This window comes from Serratia proteamaculans, assembly GCF_949794035.1.
Taxonomy (GTDB): domain Bacteria; phylum Pseudomonadota; class Gammaproteobacteria; order Enterobacterales; family Enterobacteriaceae; genus Serratia; species Serratia proteamaculans.
In genome coordinates, this window is sequence record NZ_OX461105.1 from 1691818 (window position 1) to 1709699 (window position 17882).

At 47.5% G+C, this 17882-nt stretch carries 14 protein-coding genes; 12 read left to right on the forward strand and 2 right to left on the reverse strand.

The genetic code is table 11. The features are described from left to right. The first annotated feature begins 68 nt into the window (after positions 1–68). Positions 69–1181, forward strand: a complete 1113-nt coding sequence (apbC, locus tag QOT07_RS07975; RefSeq protein WP_099064119.1) for an iron-sulfur cluster carrier protein ApbC — start codon at positions 69–71, stop codon at positions 1179–1181. 48 nt (positions 1182–1229) lie between these two features. Here the strand turns inward: apbC and QOT07_RS07980 are convergent, their stop codons facing one another. Beyond that, the gene (locus QOT07_RS07980) at positions 1230–1859 is read right to left on the reverse strand and encodes a phosphatase PAP2 family protein (protein WP_283604321.1); all 630 of its coding nucleotides are present in this window, start codon (positions 1857–1859) and stop codon (positions 1230–1232) included. Positions 1860–2104: 245 nt separating this feature from the next. Here QOT07_RS07980 and udk point away from each other — a divergent pair, with 245 nt between their 5' ends. The 4 genes from udk to dcuC all read left to right on the forward strand — a co-directional run bounded on the left by udk (position 2105) and on the right by dcuC (position 6888). Then, on the forward strand, positions 2105–2746 hold the full coding sequence (gene udk, locus QOT07_RS07985) for a uridine kinase (protein ID WP_012006009.1): 642 nt from the start codon (positions 2105–2107) through the stop codon (positions 2744–2746). 125 nt (positions 2747–2871) lie between these two features. After that, positions 2872–3453 (forward strand): dCTP deaminase, encoded by a 582-nt coding sequence (gene dcd, locus QOT07_RS07990; RefSeq protein ID WP_012006010.1) that lies wholly within the window; start codon positions 2872–2874, stop codon positions 3451–3453. Positions 3454–3497: 44 nt separating this feature from the next. Then, positions 3498–5333 (forward strand): outer membrane assembly protein AsmA, encoded by a 1836-nt coding sequence (gene asmA / locus QOT07_RS07995; RefSeq protein WP_283602868.1) that lies wholly within the window; start codon positions 3498–3500, stop codon positions 5331–5333. A gap of 196 nt (positions 5334–5529) precedes the next feature. After that, positions 5530–6888 carry an anaerobic C4-dicarboxylate transporter DcuC gene (gene dcuC, locus QOT07_RS08000; protein ID WP_283602869.1) on the forward strand — a complete coding sequence of 453 codons (1359 nt, stop codon included), beginning with the start codon at positions 5530–5532 and terminating at the stop codon, positions 6886–6888. A gap of 31 nt (positions 6889–6919) precedes the next feature. Here dcuC and QOT07_RS08005 read toward each other — a convergent pair whose 3' ends face one another. Continuing rightward, complete coding sequence (locus QOT07_RS08005) at positions 6920–8506, reverse strand: TerC family protein (RefSeq protein ID WP_283602871.1); 1587 nt, start codon at positions 8504–8506, stop codon at positions 6920–6922. Between the two features lie 670 nt (positions 8507–9176). Between QOT07_RS08005 and galU the strand changes: the two genes are divergently transcribed. The 7 genes from galU to QOT07_RS08040 all read left to right on the forward strand — a co-directional run bounded on the left by galU (position 9177) and on the right by QOT07_RS08040 (position 17880). Further along, the gene (galU, locus tag QOT07_RS08010) at positions 9177–10076 is read left to right on the forward strand and encodes a UTP--glucose-1-phosphate uridylyltransferase GalU (protein ID WP_261415676.1); all 900 of its coding nucleotides are present in this window, start codon (positions 9177–9179) and stop codon (positions 10074–10076) included. Between the two features lie 44 nt (positions 10077–10120). Next, positions 10121–11014, forward strand: coding sequence for a sugar phosphate nucleotidyltransferase (locus QOT07_RS08015; RefSeq protein ID WP_261427016.1), 894 nt, complete (start codon positions 10121–10123; stop codon positions 11012–11014). A 457-nt stretch (positions 11015–11471) separates the two neighbouring features. Then, positions 11472–12608, forward strand: coding sequence for a polysaccharide export protein (locus tag QOT07_RS08020; RefSeq protein ID WP_261427015.1), 1137 nt, complete (start codon positions 11472–11474; stop codon positions 12606–12608). A gap of 8 nt (positions 12609–12616) precedes the next feature. Then, the gene (locus QOT07_RS08025; RefSeq protein WP_261427014.1) at positions 12617–13051 is read left to right on the forward strand and encodes an arsenate reductase/protein-tyrosine-phosphatase family protein; all 435 of its coding nucleotides are present in this window, start codon (positions 12617–12619) and stop codon (positions 13049–13051) included. A gap of 12 nt (positions 13052–13063) precedes the next feature. Next, entirely contained in the window at positions 13064–15238 is a 2175-nt protein-coding gene (gene wzc, locus QOT07_RS08030; protein ID WP_283602873.1) for a tyrosine-protein kinase Wzc, read from the forward strand. A gap of 79 nt (positions 15239–15317) precedes the next feature. Then, complete coding sequence (locus QOT07_RS08035; RefSeq protein WP_283602874.1) at positions 15318–16763, forward strand: lipopolysaccharide biosynthesis protein; 1446 nt, start codon at positions 15318–15320, stop codon at positions 16761–16763. Between the two features lie 40 nt (positions 16764–16803). After that, positions 16804–17880 carry a polysaccharide pyruvyl transferase family protein gene (locus QOT07_RS08040; protein WP_261427011.1) on the forward strand — a complete coding sequence of 359 codons (1077 nt, stop codon included), beginning with the start codon at positions 16804–16806 and terminating at the stop codon, positions 17878–17880. Positions 17881–17882 lie beyond the last annotated feature (2 nt).

The following is a 17882-nucleotide window of genomic DNA, read 5'->3' on the forward strand; positions in this document are numbered from 1 at the left end:
TGCGCCGAGCGGCCCGCAGTTCTGATATGCTTAGCGGGAAGCTATCCATTCAAAATCAAGGAGCCGGGATGAGCACAAAATCCCCCGAGCAGACCAACCCCGAAGTTCTGCGTGCCCTGGTGACCGGTGTACTGGCCGCCTTTGAACACCCGACGTTAAAAAATAATCTGACCGCGCTGAAAGCGATCCACCATTGCGCGCTGTTGGACCATGTGTTGCACATTGAATTGACCATGCCATTCGCCTGGCAGAGTGGTTTTGAAGAACTGAAAGATACCGTCAGTGCAGAACTGTTGCGCGTGACCGGTGCTGAGGCGATCGACTGGAAATTGAAGCATGACATTACCACTCTGAAACGGGCCAACGATCAGGCCGGCATCAAGGGTGTGCGTAATATTATTGCTATCAGTTCCGGTAAGGGTGGGGTGGGCAAATCCACTACGGCCGTTAACCTGGCGCTGGCGCTGGTCGCTGAAGGTGCCAAGGTCGGTATTTTGGATGCTGACATCTACGGCCCGTCGATCCCGAATATGTTGGGTACCGAGAATGAACGCCCAACCTCGCCGGACGGCCAGCACATGGCGCCAATCGTGGCGCACGGTCTGGCGACCAATTCTATTGGTTATCTGGTGACCGACGACAACGCCATGGTGTGGCGCGGCCCAATGGCCAGCAAGGCGTTAATGCAACTGTTGCAGGATACGCTGTGGCCGGATCTGGACTACCTGGTACTGGATATGCCGCCGGGCACCGGTGATATTCAGTTGACGCTGTCGCAGAACATTCCGGTTACCGGGGCGTTGGTGGTTACTACGCCGCAGGATATCGCGTTACTCGATGCTGCCAAGGGCATCGTGATGTTCGAAAAGGTTCACGTGCCGGTATTGGGCATCGTGGAAAACATGAGTGTGCACATTTGCAGTAACTGCGGTCACCATGAGCCTATTTTCGGCACCGGCGGGGCTGAGAAGCTGGTGAAGAAATATCACAGTCGCCTGCTGGGGCAACTGCCGCTGCACATTTCGCTGCGCGAGGATTTGGATCGTGGCGAGCCGACGGTGATTAGTCGCCCGGACAGCGAATTTGCTGAGTTGTATCGTCAGCTTGCCGGTCGCGTTGCCGCGCAGATGTATTGGCAGGGTGAAGCTATTCCGACGGAAATTTCTTTCCGCGCGCTGTAATCGCCCTCGGCTAAAAAACAAAACCCCGGACAAGTTCCGGGGTTTTGTTTATGGAGCAACGGACAGCTTATGCAAATCCGCTCGGGTATAGGGGCGTTCAATATGCGCCAGGGCGGTGGCGATATGTTCCAGCAACCCCTGCGTCGGGGCCGGCTGCCGATTGCCCATTAGCATGAGGGGTAACGCCAGCGCACAGACGATTTGCAGCCAGGAAAGTTGTGGACGAGCTTTACCCCGTTGGAGCCACAGGAACAGCGTGCTGGCCAGATAGCCCAGAATCAGCCCGCTAACCACTTCCGAAGGCGAATGTACCTGAATGGCCAGCCGTGATAACCCGATGGTCAGTGGCAATACCAAGCCGACTACCAGTGCCATGCTGCGAACCGCATGTGAGAAACGTCCGGTGAGAGCCCAAAGGAATGCCGGCCAGATACTGGCTGCCAGCGCTGAGTGTCCACTAAAACCGGTGAAGTCATAGCTTTCGATGCCGATGCCCCAGCCCATAAAGGCCAGTTTTGAGGCACAGACCACACCGCCGGCACAGCCGAAAATCAGCGCCCATTGCCAACCGGTGGTTCGGGTGGCTCGTGGCAAGACTAATACGACGAAAAGAATTAATGAGCAGGGTAGCAGCAACATGCTGTCGCCAAAAAATGTCAGAAAATACCAGTCCAGCACGTCGGTCTCCGGTGAAATATGCATCCCAATTGTCAGGATTATCATCAAGCCATCGAGTTTACCCCGGCACGCTGCATTGCCCTAGACGCAATAGTCTTAAAACCGCGAAGCGCTGGTTATGGTGAAATAACCTGAGATAGCGGCCCGGCGGCGATAATATAGGCTGGCGCTATGGCTGCTAACTCCCTATAATTGTCGCGTTTTAGTTCCCCCCCTTCACACTACGAAATCAGGTCTTCAATTTTATGACTGACAAGCCGCATCAGTGCGTCATTATTGGTATAGCTGGCGCATCTGCCTCCGGAAAAAGCCTTATCGCCAGTACGTTATATCGTGAACTTCGCGATCAGGTCGGCGATGAACATATCGGCGTTATTCCTGAAGACAGTTACTACAAAGACCAGACTCACTTGACCATGGAAGAACGCGTCAAGACAAACTATGACCACCCGAGTGCCATGGACCACAACCTGCTGTTTCAGCATCTGCAAATGTTGAAATCAGGCAAGGCGATAGAGTTACCCTTGTACAGTTACACCGAGCACACACGGAAGAAAGAGACCATTCACCTGGAACCGAAAAAGGTGATTATTCTTGAAGGGATCCTGCTATTGACGGATATCCGTCTGCGTCAGGAAATGAACTTCTCGATCTTTGTCGATACGCCATTGGACATTTGCCTGATGCGCCGCATGAAGCGCGATGTGAATGAGCGTGGCCGCTCGATGGATTCGGTAATGGCGCAATACCAGAAAACCGTCCGCCCGATGTTCCTGCAGTTTATCGATCCTTCCAAACAATACGCCGACATTATCGTCCCACGCGGTGGCAAAAACCGCATTGCGATCGACATTCTGAAAGCCAAAATCAGCCAGTTCTTTGAATAATGCCGTTCAATGGCCGGAAAGTTGGTGTTTCCGGCCGGCGGGCAACTTTTTACGCTGCGACGTAGACCTTTCGCCCGTTGTGTGGCAATTTTTGTTTTAGTGACACGCCTTGATGGAGATAAATAATGAGACTGTGCGACCGTGATATAGAAGCCTGGCTGGATTGTGAAAAACTGGTGATTTCACCGCGTCCGCCGATTGAGCGTATTAACGGGGCCACGGTGGATGTCCGTTTAGGCAATCAGTTCCGCGTGTTTCGTGGCCACACCGCTGCGTTTATCGATCTGAGCGGGCCAAAAGATGAGGTCAGCGCGGCGCTGGACCGTGTGATGAGTGATGAAATCGTTTTGCCGGAAGGGGAGGCCTTTTTCCTGCACCCCGGCGAACTGGCGCTGGCGGTCACGCTGGAGTCGGTCACGCTGCCAAACGATCTGGTCGGTTGGCTGGACGGTCGTTCTTCTCTGGCACGTCTGGGCCTGATGGTTCACGTTACCGCGCACCGTATCGATCCTGGTTGGCAGGGCCGAATTGTCCTGGAGTTCTATAATTCAGGTAAGCTGCCATTGGCGTTGCGCCCGGGCATGCTGATCGGCGCACTGAGTTTTGAACCTCTGTCCGGGCCGGCAGCACGTCCTTACAATAGCCGGCAGGATGCAAAATACCGCGATCAGCAGGGCGCAGTCGCCAGCCGAATCGACAAGGACTAACAGCGCTGGAAGCACGGTCGGTGTGGCGCTGACAAGAGGATGGCATGAGAAGATTTCTGACGACTTTGGTGATTTTACTGGTGGTGCTGGTGGCGGGGATGTCTGCGCTGGTGTTGTTGGTCAATCCGAATGATTTTCGTGCCTACATGGTCACGAAGGTTGAACAAAAGAGTGGTTATCATCTGACGCTGGATGGCGATCTGCGTTGGCATATCTGGCCACAGCTCAGCATTCTGTCCGGCCGCATGACGCTGACTGCCCCCGGGGCGAAAGCACCGGTGGTGAGTGCAGACAATATGCGCCTTGATGTCAAACTGCTGCCACTGCTGTCACATCAATTGTTTGTGAAACAGGTGATGCTGAAAAATGCTGTCATCCGCCTTACCCCTGACAGTGAAGAACAAAACCAACCGGACGCGCCTATCGCGCCGGCAGGTCACTCTGAAGAGTCGATAGACACGCCGTGGAAATTTGACATCGATAATCTGCGGGTGGTGGACAGTCTGTTGATTTGGCAGCGCGCCAATAACGAACAGATTAACGTTCGCGATATTAACCTCACCTTGCAACAGAATGCCAAACGCCAGGCACAAATGGAGCTTTCCAGCCGGGTGAATCGCAATCAACGCGATCTGACTTTCAGCATGGCCGCAGATATCGATCTGCAACAATATCCGCGACGAATTGCCGCTAATGTCACCCAGTTCAGTTACCAACTGGAAGGCGCGGACATACTGGCCGGGGGGATTAAAGGCGACGGCAGTGCTCAGGTGGTGTATCAACAAACCCCGCAGCAAGTCGCGCTAAGCCAACTGAGCCTGAGTGCCAATGACAGCACCTTTATCGGTGGTGCCAGCGTCAAGTTCGGTGAGATACCAGCCTATAAACTTGACCTGACATCTGCCGCGGTAAATTTTGATGCCTTCACTGGCTGGCAGTCCAGTAGTTCCCAGGTGCCGCAAGCACAGAACATGACTTCTTCACCGGTCATTGCCAGCCAAATGGATGATCCGCAGCAAAATCTTGAGGTGTTGCGAGAATTTAACGCTCAACTTAATTTGAACGTGGATCAATTAATCTATCGCGGCATGGATATTACCCACCTTTCTACGCAAGCGGAAAACCTCCAGGGGTTGTTAACGTTGCATTCGCTTGCCGGGCAAGTAGCGGGCGGTGACTTCGCTTTACCTGGCTCCCTCGACGCGCGGGGTAAACGCCCGGTAATTTCCATGCAGCCGGTGGTGAAGCAGGTTGAACTTGGCACCGTTCTGAAGGCGTTCGATATGCCGCAAATCATGACCGGTAAGTTCAGTATGCAAGGGGATTTAACCGGCGATCGTCTTACATCACAGTCTTTTGAGCATCGCTGGCAGGGTACGGCTCAACTGGCGATGCAGGACGCACAACTTCATGGTTTGAATATTCAGCAGTTGATTCAGCAGGCGGTGGCGCGTAATGACAGTAGCGTGCGCGGACAGGACGATTACCAGCGTTATACCGAGGTGAAACAGTTGTCGGCCAAAGCCAGTCTGAACCATGGCACGATAAAAATCACCGAGCTGGGTGCCGACTCTCCTTTGTTGAACCTGAACGGAAGCGGCACGGTGGATATGCCGGGCAAACAGTGCGATGTGGCACTGAACGTCCGCGTCACTGGCGGTTGGAAAGGGCGCGACGATTTGATCGAGGAGTTGCAGAAAACGCCAATCCCGCTGCGGGTTTATGGCCCATGGAACCAGCTTAACTATCAATTGCAGGTCGATCAGGTCTTGCGTAAGACGCTGCAGAACCGGGCGAAGGATGCGCTGAACAAGTGGGCCGATAAAAACAAGGATTCGCGCGAAGGTCAGGACCTTAAGAAGCTGCTTGATAAACTTTAATTACGGATTGTGCGGGCCGGTCCGCGGCCCGCATGCTCTGTAAACCCTGCCAGAGTATTTCCCTTTCCCAATAATTTCCTCCCGTAACTTTGACGGATATCATGACGTCTTTGTCAGACATTGTGCAGAGTGTGCGCAGTTAAGCGATTTATACGCTTCGGCACGGTCAAAAACGATAATGATAAGTTGAGGGAATATGATAGAGCTTCTGATTGGGGCTGCCGTTGCGGCGGGTGTTGGCCGTTACATCATCAAGGGTTACTCCGCTACCGGCGTATTGATGGTAGGTGGCCTATTGCTGTTGGCCATCAGTGCCCTGATGGGCAAAAGCCTGTTACCTGCCAGCGCCACATCTACCGGATGGCGCGCGACCGACATCATTGAGTACGTCAAAATTCTGCTGATGAGCCGCGGTGGCGATCTTGGCATGATGATCATGATGCTGTGCGGGTTTGCGGCTTATATGACGCACATTGGCGCCAATGATGTGGTAGTGAAACTGGCCTCCCGTCCACTGCAGATGATTAACTCCCCGTATCTTCTGATGGTGGCAGCCTATTTTGTTGCCTGCCTGATGTCATTGGCGGTCTCATCTGCCACCGGCCTGGGCGTATTACTGATGGCTACGCTATTCCCATTGATGGTCAACGTGGGTATCAGCCGCGGTGCGGCGGCAGCGATCTGCGCTTCGCCGGCGGCGATTATTCTGGCACCGACCTCGGGGGATGTGGTGCTGGCGGCCAAGGCGGCGGAAATGCCGTTGGTTGATTTTGCCTTTAAAACCACCTTGCCAATTTCGATTGCGGCGATTGTGTGCATGGCGGTTGCGCATTTCTTCTGGCAGCGCTATCTCGACAAGAAGGCCAACGAACAGCATCACATTATGGATGTGAGTGAAATTACCACTCATGCCCCGGGGTTCTATGCCGTACTGCCTTTCACGCCAATTCTTGGGGTGCTGGTGTTTGATGGCAAATGGGGACCGGAACTGCATATCATCACCGTGTTGGTAGGCTGCATGTTGTTGGCGGCGGTGATTGAATTCTTGCGCAGTTTCAGCGCCAAACAGGTATTTAGCGGTCTGGAGGTTGCTTATCGCGGCATGGCGGACGCCTTTGCCAGCGTGGTGATGCTGTTGGTAGCCGCCGGCGTATTCGCCCAGGGGCTGAGCACCGTTGGTTTTATCAGCGGGCTGATCAGCCTGGCGCAGTCGTTTGGCACCGGCGGCATTATCATGATGCTGGTATTGGTGGTGATTACCATGCTGGCAGCAATGACTACCGGTTCAGGCAATGCGCCGTTCTATGCTTTCGTTGAGCTCATTCCTAAACTGGCGGCACAGATGGGGGTTAACCCGGCTTATTTGGTGATCCCAATGCTGCAGGCTTCAAACCTGGGGCGTACTTTGTCACCGGTTTCTGGTGTGGTGGTTGCGGTGTCCGGCATGGCGAAAATCTCACCGTTTGAAGTGGTAAAACGCACTTCGGTACCGGTGATTGTTGGGTTGATCGTGGTGATTGTGGCGACGGAACTGCTGGTTCCCCAGCATTTGTAATGGCGGCCGGGCGATGATGCCCGGCCCCGATTTAAACCTCGTAGTCTGGTTCTGGAACCAACAGCGGGGTGATTTTTACCTTCAAAATACGGTGGCTACTGACTTCTAGCGGTTCAAACAGGTAGTCACCGATCCGCAATTGTTCGCCTTCCTGAGGAATGCGTTGGCTGTGCTCCATCAGCAAGCCGGCCAACGTATGGTATTCACGCTTTTCTTCCAGCGGTAACGGCAAGTACAGAACCAAATCTTCCAGCGGCATATAGCCGTTGGCTGTCCAGCTTCCGTCATCATTTTGTACGATGTCATGCCGGGCATCGATTTCCTCACCAGCTTCCGGCAGGTTGCCGGCGATGGTTTCCATCACATCGGTTAGCGTGACGATCCCTTCAACCGAGCCGAATTCGTCTACCACGAAGGCAAAATGCGTCTGTGCCTGACGAAATTGCTCCAGTGCACTCAACAGAGTTAACTGCTCGGGGAAAATCAGCGGCTGCAGCACCAACGCGCGTAAATCGAGAGGAGCCTGGGTCAGCTGCTGTTTCAGAACGTCTATGGTATGGATGACACCGAGCGGTTCATCGCTGGCGCTGTTTTCTACCACTACAATGCGCGTATGTTGATTTCTTTCCAGCAATTGGGTCAGCTTTTCCTGCGGATCATTCAACTCGAGATATTCCACATCATGGCGGGAGGTCATGATGCTGCTCACCGTACGCTGCGCCATGCCTAACACGCGCTCTATCATATGGCGTTCTTGCTGGTTGAAAATCTCGCCGCTTTCATTGGTGCTATCGGCTAACAGGTTGGCGGAATGACTGTCAACCTCTGCTTCTTCATGTTTGCCACTCAGCATGCGTAGTACTGCTTCTGCCGTGCGCTCGCGCAGTGGTCGTACTGTTGACAGGAAACGACGGCGATTGAATTGCGACAGCTGGTTCAAAGCTTCAATCATCACTGAGAAACCAATGGCGGCGTACAGATAACCTTTCGGGATGTGGTAGCCAAAGCCTTCGGCAACCAGACTGAAACCGATCATCAACAGGAAACTAAGACACAGGATGACAATCGTAGGGTGGGCATTGACGAAGCGCGTCAGCGGCTTGCTGGCCAGCAACATCAACCCGATAGCAATACAAACCGCAAGCATCATTACTGCCAGGTGATCGACCATGCCGACGGCGGTGATCACCGAGTCGAGTGAAAAGACCGCATCCAGTACCACGATTTGCGCCACGACTGGCCAGAAACGGGCACCTTTTCGCTGACCCTGTTGTTCTTCGTCCTTCCCCTCCAGCCGCTCATTCAGCTCCATGGTGGCTTTGAACAGCAGGAAGACCCCACCAACCAGCATTATAAGATCGCGGCCGCTGAAGGGGTGTCCACCGGCAGAAAACAGGGGCTGAGTGAGTGTTGCCAGCCATGAGATGGAGGCCAATAACGCCAGACGCATCAGCAACGCCAGCAATAAACCCACAACTCTGGCTTTATCTCTTTGATTTTTTGGTAGTTTTTCCGCCAGGATGGCGATAAAGATAAGGTTGTCTATACCCAGAACGATTTCCAGCACGACCAGAGTGGCCAGGCCGGCCCAAATTGTTGGATCTGCGATCCATTCCATACGCCCAATTTCACCTGTAAGTTCGACGGCTTATCCCGCAAGCGAATGATGGGTGCTGGGCCGGGAAAATTCAACTTTAAAACAGGGGGCATATCTACGGCATACGAAAGCCAAGCAAAAATCATGCATAAAAAATCATCTCTGCAAAGTGCGTTCAGAATGCGTTATCTCATGGAATGGGGGATTTTCTGAAAAAGTAAGTCTATCAACAGAACAGGAGGATAACTGCCTGCTGATAAAAGCATCGGCAATATAATTTTAAAAATCAATCCGTTATAGTTCATTTCTACTGCTACACTTTGTTCAGTCCAGCCTTGTGGGTAGTCTTATTCTGAAAAGGGTACCCAATAGGTATCTTAGGCTTGTATCGATAAGGCAATAGTATAAGAATCTTAGCCACATAAACATTTACAAGTATCATCGTTTGGTTATAAGGGTGTATTTTTTTGTTTTTTCTGTGATCTAGCTATCGCTTAGCAAAAGAGTATGGCCCTCAGTTTACATTCCAATGCGATTGGAACCCGCAGCTGCGGCATGAAGAACGATGACAGTGCATTGGTAGCTGAAAGCCAGGGGCGGTAGCGTGCCTGAACCGGTTCGCTCCGGCTTCATAAGCTTCTTGTGAAAAGCTTAGTTCGGCTACGTTAAAATTATTATTGTGGATGACAAAATGCAAAAGAGACTGAAGGCTGTAATTCCCGTAGCTGGCCTGGGAACCCGTATGTTACCCGCTACAAAAGCCATTCCTAAAGAAATGTTGCCGGTGGTCGATAAACCACTGATTCAATACATCGTTAATGAATGTGTAGCTGCTGGAATTAAAGATATCGTTCTGGTAACCCACTCATCCAAAAATGCGATTGAGAACCACTTTGATACCTCTTTTGAACTGGAGGCTGTTTTAGAATCACGTGTTAAGCGCCAGTTACTGGAGGAAGTGCAGACCATCTGCCCAGCAGATGTAACTGTGATGCAAGTGCGTCAGGGCCAGGCTAAAGGTCTGGGCCATGCGGTGTTATGTGCCAAACCTATGGTAGGCGATAATCCATTTATCGTTCTGCTGCCAGACGTGTTGTTGGATGACTCTACTGCTGATTTGCGTAAAGAAAACCTGGCTAAAATGATTCAGCGTTTCACCGATACTGGCTTTAGCCAAATCATGGTGGAACCGGTACCGGAACAAGACGTCTCGAAATACGGTGTTGTCGACTGTGGTGGGGCTGCGTTATCCGCCGGTGAGAGTACCCCGATGACTGCGGTGGTTGAAAAACCAGCCCGCGAAGATGCACCTTCAAATCTGGCGGTAGTCGGTCGTTATGTCCTGTCTGCTGATATTTGGCCGCTGCTGGAAAAAACCTTACCGGGTGCCGGTGATGAAATTCAATTGACCGATGCTATTGCTGCCCTGATGGGGCAAGAAACCGTTGAGGCTTTCCATATGAGCGGAAAATCGCATGACTGCGGTGATAAACTGGGCTATATGAAGGCATTCGTACAGTACGGCCTGCGTCATGCGTCCGAAGGCGAAGACTTTACCCAGTGGTTGAAACAGACCCTGAACAGCAAGTAAGAGTTGCGGCTGAAAAGACGATCACAAGTAATAAGAGGATTACCATGACCAAGTTAAAAGCTGTCATTCCTGTTGCAGGCCTGGGTATGCGTATGCTGCCTGCAACCAAGGCTATTCCCAAGGAAATGTTGCCGATCGTAGATAGGCCGTTAATTCAATATATTGTTAATGAGTGCGTCGCTGCAGGGATCAAAGAGATTATCCTGGTGACGCATTCTTCGAAGAATGCGATCGAAAACCATTTTGATACTTCATTCGAGTTGGAAGCGATGCTCGAAGCGCGCGTTAAGCGCCAGTTGCTTGATGAAGTGCAGTCTATTTGCCCCAAGGGCGTGACATTGATGCATATTCGCCAGGGGCAGCCAAAAGGTTTGGGGCATGCAGTACTTTGCGCCAAACCCCTGGTGGGTGATTCACCCTTTGTAGTTTTGTTACCGGATGTCTTGCTTGACGACGCAAAAGCCGACCTGAAGAAAGACAACCTTCCGCATATGATTACTCGCTTTGAACAAAGTGGATTGAGTCAGGTGCTGGTTCAGGCGGCTGATGAGCATGTTTTACACGACTACTCGGTGGTTGAATGTGAAGCCAACAAGTTGCAGCCTGGTGAAAGCTCACGTATGACTTCTATTATCGAAAAACCAGGCCATGAAGTTCCGTTGAAATCTAATTATTCCGCAGTAGGACGCTATGTTCTTTCTGCGGATATTTGGCCGATTTTGGAAAAAACTGAGCCGGGTGTGTGGGGGCGAATTCAACTAACAGACGCCATCGCCGAGTTGTTGAAACATAAACCGGTTGAAGCGACAGAACTGGTGGGGGAATCGTTCAACTGCGGCGAGAAAATGGGGTATCTGCGGGCGTTTGTCACTTACGGCTTACGCCACCCTACGCAAGGTAAAGCGTTTCGCGAATGGGCTGAAACGTTGGTGTTCTGATCTAGCTCAATTATTCTGGGGGGCGAGCGTAAAAATGCGATATTTCATTATGCTGGCCACTCGATTTCACACAAAATGTTTTTATATTAGTATCGTATAGCTTGTGGAATAATGCGGCAGTCAAGTGATAGGTTGTAACAACCTTACGACAAGACCAAATTCTGAAAGAACCTACTCGTTGTGATTCAACAGATATAAGCAGTCATTGATATCAAAAATGATACGACTTTGACTACCACAGAGTTGCGCTTTTGTAATAAGCCATATTAATTCTTTTAACTTCAACAATGGCTTAACGCTTTGATTTTTCAGCAATCTGTGAAGGGTATCTCTTTGGGTGTGGACTCCTCAATATGGGAACAGAACAACGCAATTTGGTAAGGTTACGAACATGCAGCCAGGTAGGCTAGCTTGGTAGCTTTGCGGATACATTTACTTTGAAAGTGATGATAACTCGATGGCAAAACGACAATTGAAAATGATATCGATATTGGTATCAATTAGTATAATCAGTGGCTGTACGGTTATTCCTGGTACTCATCTATCCACGTCAGGAAAAGATGTTGTTAAACAAGAGGATAGCGATTTCGATATTGATTCGTTGGTCAATGTCTATCCGATGACTCCTAAGTTGCTAGATAGATTACGTATAGCTAAGGTTGTCGCCCAACCTAACCATCAGCTTGATGCTTCGTTACGTACTTATGAGTACCGTATTGGTGTAGGCGATGTACTCAATGTGACGGTCTGGGATCATCCGGAGTTGACGACGCCGGCCGGGCAATATCGCAGTGCAAGCGACACGGGCAACTGGGTACACTCTGATGGCAGCATTTTTTATCCCTACATAGGCAAAGTGAATGTAGTTGGTAAAACAGTGACGCAGATCCGCGATCAGATATCTAATCGTTTAGCTCAATATATTGAAAGCCCGCAGGTTGATGTCAGCATAGCTGCTTTCCGTTCACAAAAGGCTTATATCACAGGGGAAGTGAGCAAGTCTGGGCAGCAAGCGATCACCAATGTGCCGTTAACGGTGATGGATGCAATCAATGCTGCTGGCGGTTTAACCGAACAAGCTGATTGGCGTAATATTGTCCTGACTCATAATGGAAAAGAACAGCTCATTTCACTTCAAAAGTTGATGCAAAACGGCGATTTGACCCAAAACCGTCTACTGTATCCTGGCGATATTCTCTATGTCCCACGGAATGATGAACTGAAGATCTTTGTCATGGGTGAAGTGAAAGCCCCTGCGACTCTCAAGATGGACCGCAGTGGTATGACATTGACTGAAGCGCTGGGCAATGCTCAAGGCCTGACTCAAAGTACAGCCGATGCCACAGGGGTATTTGTTATTCGCCCATTGCATGGTACTGAAGGTAGTAAGCTTGCGAATATATATCAGTTAAATATGGCGGATGCGACAGCATTAGTCATGGGAGCCGAGTTCAAGCTACAACCTTATGATATTGTTTATGTAACAGCAGCACCGATTGCACGTTGGAACCGTTTGATCTCGCAACTGGCACCAACAATTGCTAGCTTCAATGATTTGACTGAAGGTTCGCTGCGTATACGTAACTGGCCATAGGAATGAATATGTTTGACTCAATTCTGGTTGTTTGCGTCGGGAATATTTGTCGATCACCAACAGCAGAAAGGTTGTTGATTAAATATTTGCCAGAGAAAAAAATAGCCTCTGCGGGGATTTCCGCTTTGGCAGGGCATAAAGCGGATAGCAGTGCTTGCTCCATAGCAGAGAAAAATCATTTAAGCCTGGAAGGGCATGTCGGCAGACAGCTGACCAAGGAAATGTGTCGACAGTACTCTCTCATTTTGGTGATGGAAAAAGGACATATTGATGCTGTTTGCCAATTAGTGCCTGAAGTTCGTGGGAAGACCATGCTTCTGGGCCATTGGTTAGGGCAGAAAGAGATTCCGGATCCTTATCGAAAAAGTACTGAGGCATTTGAATTTGTCTACCGCCTTATTGATGAAGCTGCCCAGAAATGGGCGCAGGCACTAAATCGTTAACCAGAGATCATAATGACTGATAATACTAAAGCAGGCTTATCTACGGCCAACGATAATGATGAGATTGATTTAAATCGTCTTTTAGGAGTTTTACTTGACCATCGATGGTTAATAACCGGGGTGATCACGCTGTTTGCAGTGGTAGGGATTATTTACTCTATTTTCTCCACCCCTGTTTATCAAGCCGATGCCATGGTGCAAGTAGAGCAGAATGCCGGTAATTCCATCCTCAGCGATTTTTCTCAAATGTTGCCGTCAGGCCAACCGGGTTCGGCAACTGAAATTGAACTTATTTCCTCACGAATGGTGATAGGAAAAACAGTAGATGATCTGAATCTTGATATTGCTGTTAATCAGGATTATTTCCCTATGTTCGGCCGAGGTTGGGAAAGATTAAGTGGCAAAGAGCCAAGTGAAATTTCAATTAATCGTCTAAGGGTTCCAGACTATATGGTTGAGAAACCTTTAGAACTGAAAGCCCTGACGGGAAAGCAGTATTCTTTGAGCTATGACGGTAACGAGATTTTAAAAGGTACTGTTGGCGTCCTGGCTGAAGGAAAAGATATCCAAATATTTGTTTCTGATTTAAAAGCAGAACCAGGAACTACTTTTCAGGTGGTTAAACGGTTAAAGCTTAATGTTATCAATGACTTGCTAAAAAATCTAACGGTTGAAGATAAAGGCAAGGATACGGGCGTTCTGGCTTTGGGTCTGACAGGTGAAAACCAAATACGTATCCATGAGGTTTTAGACAGCATAACCAAAAATTACCTGTTACAAAACGTTGAGCGTAAGTCTGAAGAGGCGGGGAAAAGTTTAAGTTTCCTCAAAGAACAAATTCCAGATGTTCGTGCAAAGCTAGATGCATCGGAAGATTTGCTGAATAAATATCGTCAAAAGAATGATTCGGTAGATCTTTCATTAGAAACCAAAGCGGTTTTGGATTCTATTGTTTCCGTTGAAACGCAACTGAATGAATCAACGTTTAAAGAAGCAGAAGTTTCCAAGCTTTATACTAAACAGCATCCAGCCTATCGCGCTTTGCTTGAGAAAAGACAGACATTAGAAGATGAGAGAAGTAAATTAAATAAGCGCATTGCGACAATGCCGAAGACTCAGCAGGAAATTTTACGTTTGACCCGCGATGTTCAGGTAGAGCAAGAAATTTTCATGCAACTTTTGAATAAAGAGCAAGAGTTAAGCGTGACGAAAGCGAGCACGGTTGGCAATGTACGTATCATTGACCCGGCGTTGACTCAAATTAACCCCGTACAGCCTCGTAAAACATTGATAGTACTTTTGGCTGTCTTTGCGGGAGGAATACTTTCGGTTGGTTTTGTTCTGCTGAAAACCATGCTGCATAAAGGGATCGATAATCCTGAAGCTCTGGAGGAGCATGGTATAAATGTTTATGCCAGTATTCCTTTGTCTGAATGGCAGCAGAAGAAAGATATTGAGATGGCTAATAAACGTGGGAGAAAAATATCCTCTACGGACTCGATCTCCTTACTTGCTATAGGTAACCCGGCGGACCTAGCGATTGAAGCTATCCGTAGCCTACGTACAAGCCTACATTTCGCCATGATGGAAGCAAATAACAATGTATTAATGATCTCGGGTGCGAGTCCAAACATTGGTAAAACGTTTGTCAGTATTAACCTGGCGGCAGTTATTGCTCAGACCGGTCAGCGCGTATTAGTCATTGATGCGGATATGCGCAAAGGCTACTCTCATGTTTTAGTAGGCACTGAGTGGACCAATGGTCTGTCTGATTTCCTTTCAGGAAAAATCACACAAGAGCAGGCTATTCATCATACGAAAATTGAAGGGATGGATTTCATTCCTCGTGGGCAATTACCGCCGAACCCTTCAGAGTTGTTGATGCATTCACGTTTGGCCGATTTACTCAACTGGGCTGGCAGGAAATACGATTTGATTCTTATCGATACGCCACCAGTATTGGCTGTTACAGACGCATCTATCATTGGACGATTGGCCGGTACTTCGCTTATGGTCGCGCGCTTTGGCATGAATACAGTTAAAGAGGTTGATTTCAGTATTCGTCGGTTTGATCAGAATGGAATCAATATCAAAGGTGTTATTTTGAATGCCGTAGAAAAAAGGGCCAGTAATTATTATGGTGGCTACGGATACTACCAGTATAGTTATACGAGTGATAAAAAGTAGTAGTGTAAAGTTCGGGGTGAAAGTTACCAGGTATTACCTGGTAACTTTACTTTCAGACATTAAAAAGAAGTAGTAGACAATGACCCATTCATTAAAAGAGAGAGCCGTATCGGGGATGATATGGAGCATTATCGAACGTTTTCTAGTTCAGGGAGTACAGTTCGGTATTAGTATAGTCTTAGCTCGTATTATATCCCCTTCAGACTTTGGCCTAATCGGCATGGTTGCCGTATTTATCGTTTTATCTGACATAATAATTAATAGTGGGTTCACTCAAGCACTAATACAGAAAAAAGATAGAACGCAGACGGATTACTCAACCGTATTCTACTTTAACTTATTTATAAGCATTGTTTTATATGGGGTCATCTACTTTATCGCCCCTTTTGTTGCAGATTTTTATAGCGCTCCTCCATTAGTTCACATAATTCGTATTTTGGGTGTCAGCATAATAATAAAATCATTATGTTTGGTGCAAACCACTAAATTGGCAATAGATCTTAATTTTAAGTTAAGAACAAAGATAAATTTTTTATCTGTGATTATTAGTGGTTCAATTGCACTGTACCTTGCTAATCACGGCTATGGTGCAATGGCACTTGTATATCAAACTTTAATAAACTCTGTATGTGTCACTATTTTTATGGCGCTGTTATTAAGATGGCGCCCGAATTTTGAGTTCTCATTTGACTCATTAAATCGTCTTTTCGGTTTTGGCTCTAAACTTCTACTTGCAAGCTTTGTGCGGACTATTGTAGACAATTGTTATGCTATTTTAATTGGACGCTTCTTCTCAAGTAAGGAAGTCGGTTATTACACGCAAGGGAGAAATATTCCCGATCTTATCTCAGTGAATTTATTTAATATATTGCAAGGCGTATTGTTTCCCATATTATCTTCTACTCAAGATGATACAGAACGTCTGATACGAATCTACAAAAAAAGTCTTGATATGACGGCATTTATCGTAATGCCTGCGATGGTGGGCTTTATCTTCTTGGCCGAACCCTTTGTACATTTTTTCCTGACTGACAAGTGGTTGCCGGCAGTAGTGGTAATTCAGTGGATTTGTTTATCGCGTATGATCATTCCTATAAGTGCTCTAAATTGCAGTCTGATTAATGCGGTAGGGCGATCTGATACTTACCTGAAAGTCGATTTAAGCAAATTACCTATTACCGTCGGTGCATTATTGATTACTGCCCCCTTCGGTTTGACAGCCGTAGTCGTCGGTAATTTTATCGTTTCTCTTATTTGTTTCTTCATTAATGCTTACTATCCTGGTAAGTGGTACGGTCATGGAGCATGGCAACAGATTAAAAGCATGCTTCCAATGATGTCAGCGACTTTGGTCATGTCTGCGGCACTGTGGTTTATACGGATAGATAATGGCATTTATGAAATAATGGTAAAAGTAGCTGTTGGTGCGGTTGTTTATTATTTTTCCAGCATGCTGTTAAAAATCGACTCTTGCTATGAAATTAATAAAATTATTCTTTCGAAAATAAAGAAAAATAAAGCATGACAAAGTATCGCCTAAAAACAAATATATTTAAGGAAGGGTAATGAAGACGGTTTTGATTATAAATGAAATTTGTTCAGATAATATAGGCGATCATGCAATTAATGAAGGCTTGACTGAACTGGTCAGAGTTTCAGGGTTTCAGTCGAAAAGTTATGGTTTTGACGCTGAAGTAAAGAGTGCTGTACCCAATATTAAAAACGAAAAAATAACGCCAAAAGTCTTTTTAAGAAAGGCTAAAAATCTTATTTTCAATCGAGTGCAAATCCTAAAATATTTACGCTGGTATTTACATAATAGAAAGAGAATAAAAAGGACATCACAAAGTGATGCAGCATTGCTGATGATTGGTGGTGGCCAATTAATCCAGAGCGGAGGAACGTTCCCCATTGCGATGTATACTTGGGCGAAATATGCCAGAGCATCGAACAAACCTTACGTTATCTTGGGTGTTGGCTGTGCTGAGAAGTTTAGCTACATCGATAAGCTGTTATATAAGTATGCTCTTGGTAAAGCTAATGGTGTTTACGTACGGGAAAAACGCTCAATTGATAAATTAAAAATTTTTTTTGATATCACACCGAGCTACATACCTGATCTCGCATTTGCACTTTATGGAAAGAAAAAAAGTGTAGAAAAAAATAGTGTTATAATTGGTGCAACTGCCTACTATGTCTATTTGAAAAATATAAAAGAGTTACACCAAACTGATTTTAAGAGTCAAGATGATTATGTGAGTGATTGGCGTGAAGTGGTAGAAAAAGAAATAAAAGAGTCGGAAAACAAAATTGTACTTGTTTCAACCACTGTTGAAGATGCTGAGCTAAATAAATTGATTTACCGCGATGTTATGCATAAAAACCCAGGTGCCAATGTTGAACTGTGTGAGGCAGTACCAACATTACCGATTTATCTGAATTATTTGAATGCCTCTCATAAAGTCTATTCAGGACGGATGCATTCGTTGATCCTTGGGAAAATATTATCCAACGAGCTCGAACCATGGTTAATTTCTAAGAAAATTGAGTATTTCATGGATGAGTATGGTTCTCGCAGTGTTACTGAAATTAATAATGAACTCGTAGACGTATTTTCAAAAATCATCAAGCAATTCGACTAAGG

Coding starts and splice junctions, on each gene's coding strand:
- apbC (WP_099064119.1), top strand. CDS start 69: ATGAGCACAAAATCCCCCGAGCAGACCAACCCCGAAGTTCTGCGTGCC.
- udk (WP_012006009.1), top strand. CDS start 2,105: ATGACTGACAAGCCGCATCAGTGCGTCATTATTGGTATAGCTGGCGCA.
- dcd (WP_012006010.1), top strand. CDS start 2,872: ATGAGACTGTGCGACCGTGATATAGAAGCCTGGCTGGATTGTGAAAAA.
- asmA (WP_283602868.1), top strand. CDS start 3,498: ATGAGAAGATTTCTGACGACTTTGGTGATTTTACTGGTGGTGCTGGTG.
- dcuC (WP_283602869.1), top strand. CDS start 5,530: ATGATAGAGCTTCTGATTGGGGCTGCCGTTGCGGCGGGTGTTGGCCGT.
- QOT07_RS08005 (WP_283602871.1), bottom strand. CDS start 8,506: ATGGAATGGATCGCAGATCCAACAATTTGGGCCGGCCTGGCCACTCTG.
- galU (WP_261415676.1), top strand. CDS start 9,177: ATGCAAAAGAGACTGAAGGCTGTAATTCCCGTAGCTGGCCTGGGAACC.
- QOT07_RS08015 (WP_261427016.1), top strand. CDS start 10,121: ATGACCAAGTTAAAAGCTGTCATTCCTGTTGCAGGCCTGGGTATGCGT.
- QOT07_RS08020 (WP_261427015.1), top strand. CDS start 11,472: ATGGCAAAACGACAATTGAAAATGATATCGATATTGGTATCAATTAGT.
- QOT07_RS08025 (WP_261427014.1), top strand. CDS start 12,617: ATGTTTGACTCAATTCTGGTTGTTTGCGTCGGGAATATTTGTCGATCA.
- wzc (WP_283602873.1), top strand. CDS start 13,064: ATGACTGATAATACTAAAGCAGGCTTATCTACGGCCAACGATAATGAT.
- QOT07_RS08035 (WP_283602874.1), top strand. CDS start 15,318: ATGACCCATTCATTAAAAGAGAGAGCCGTATCGGGGATGATATGGAGC.
- QOT07_RS08040 (WP_261427011.1), top strand. CDS start 16,804: ATGAAGACGGTTTTGATTATAAATGAAATTTGTTCAGATAATATAGGC.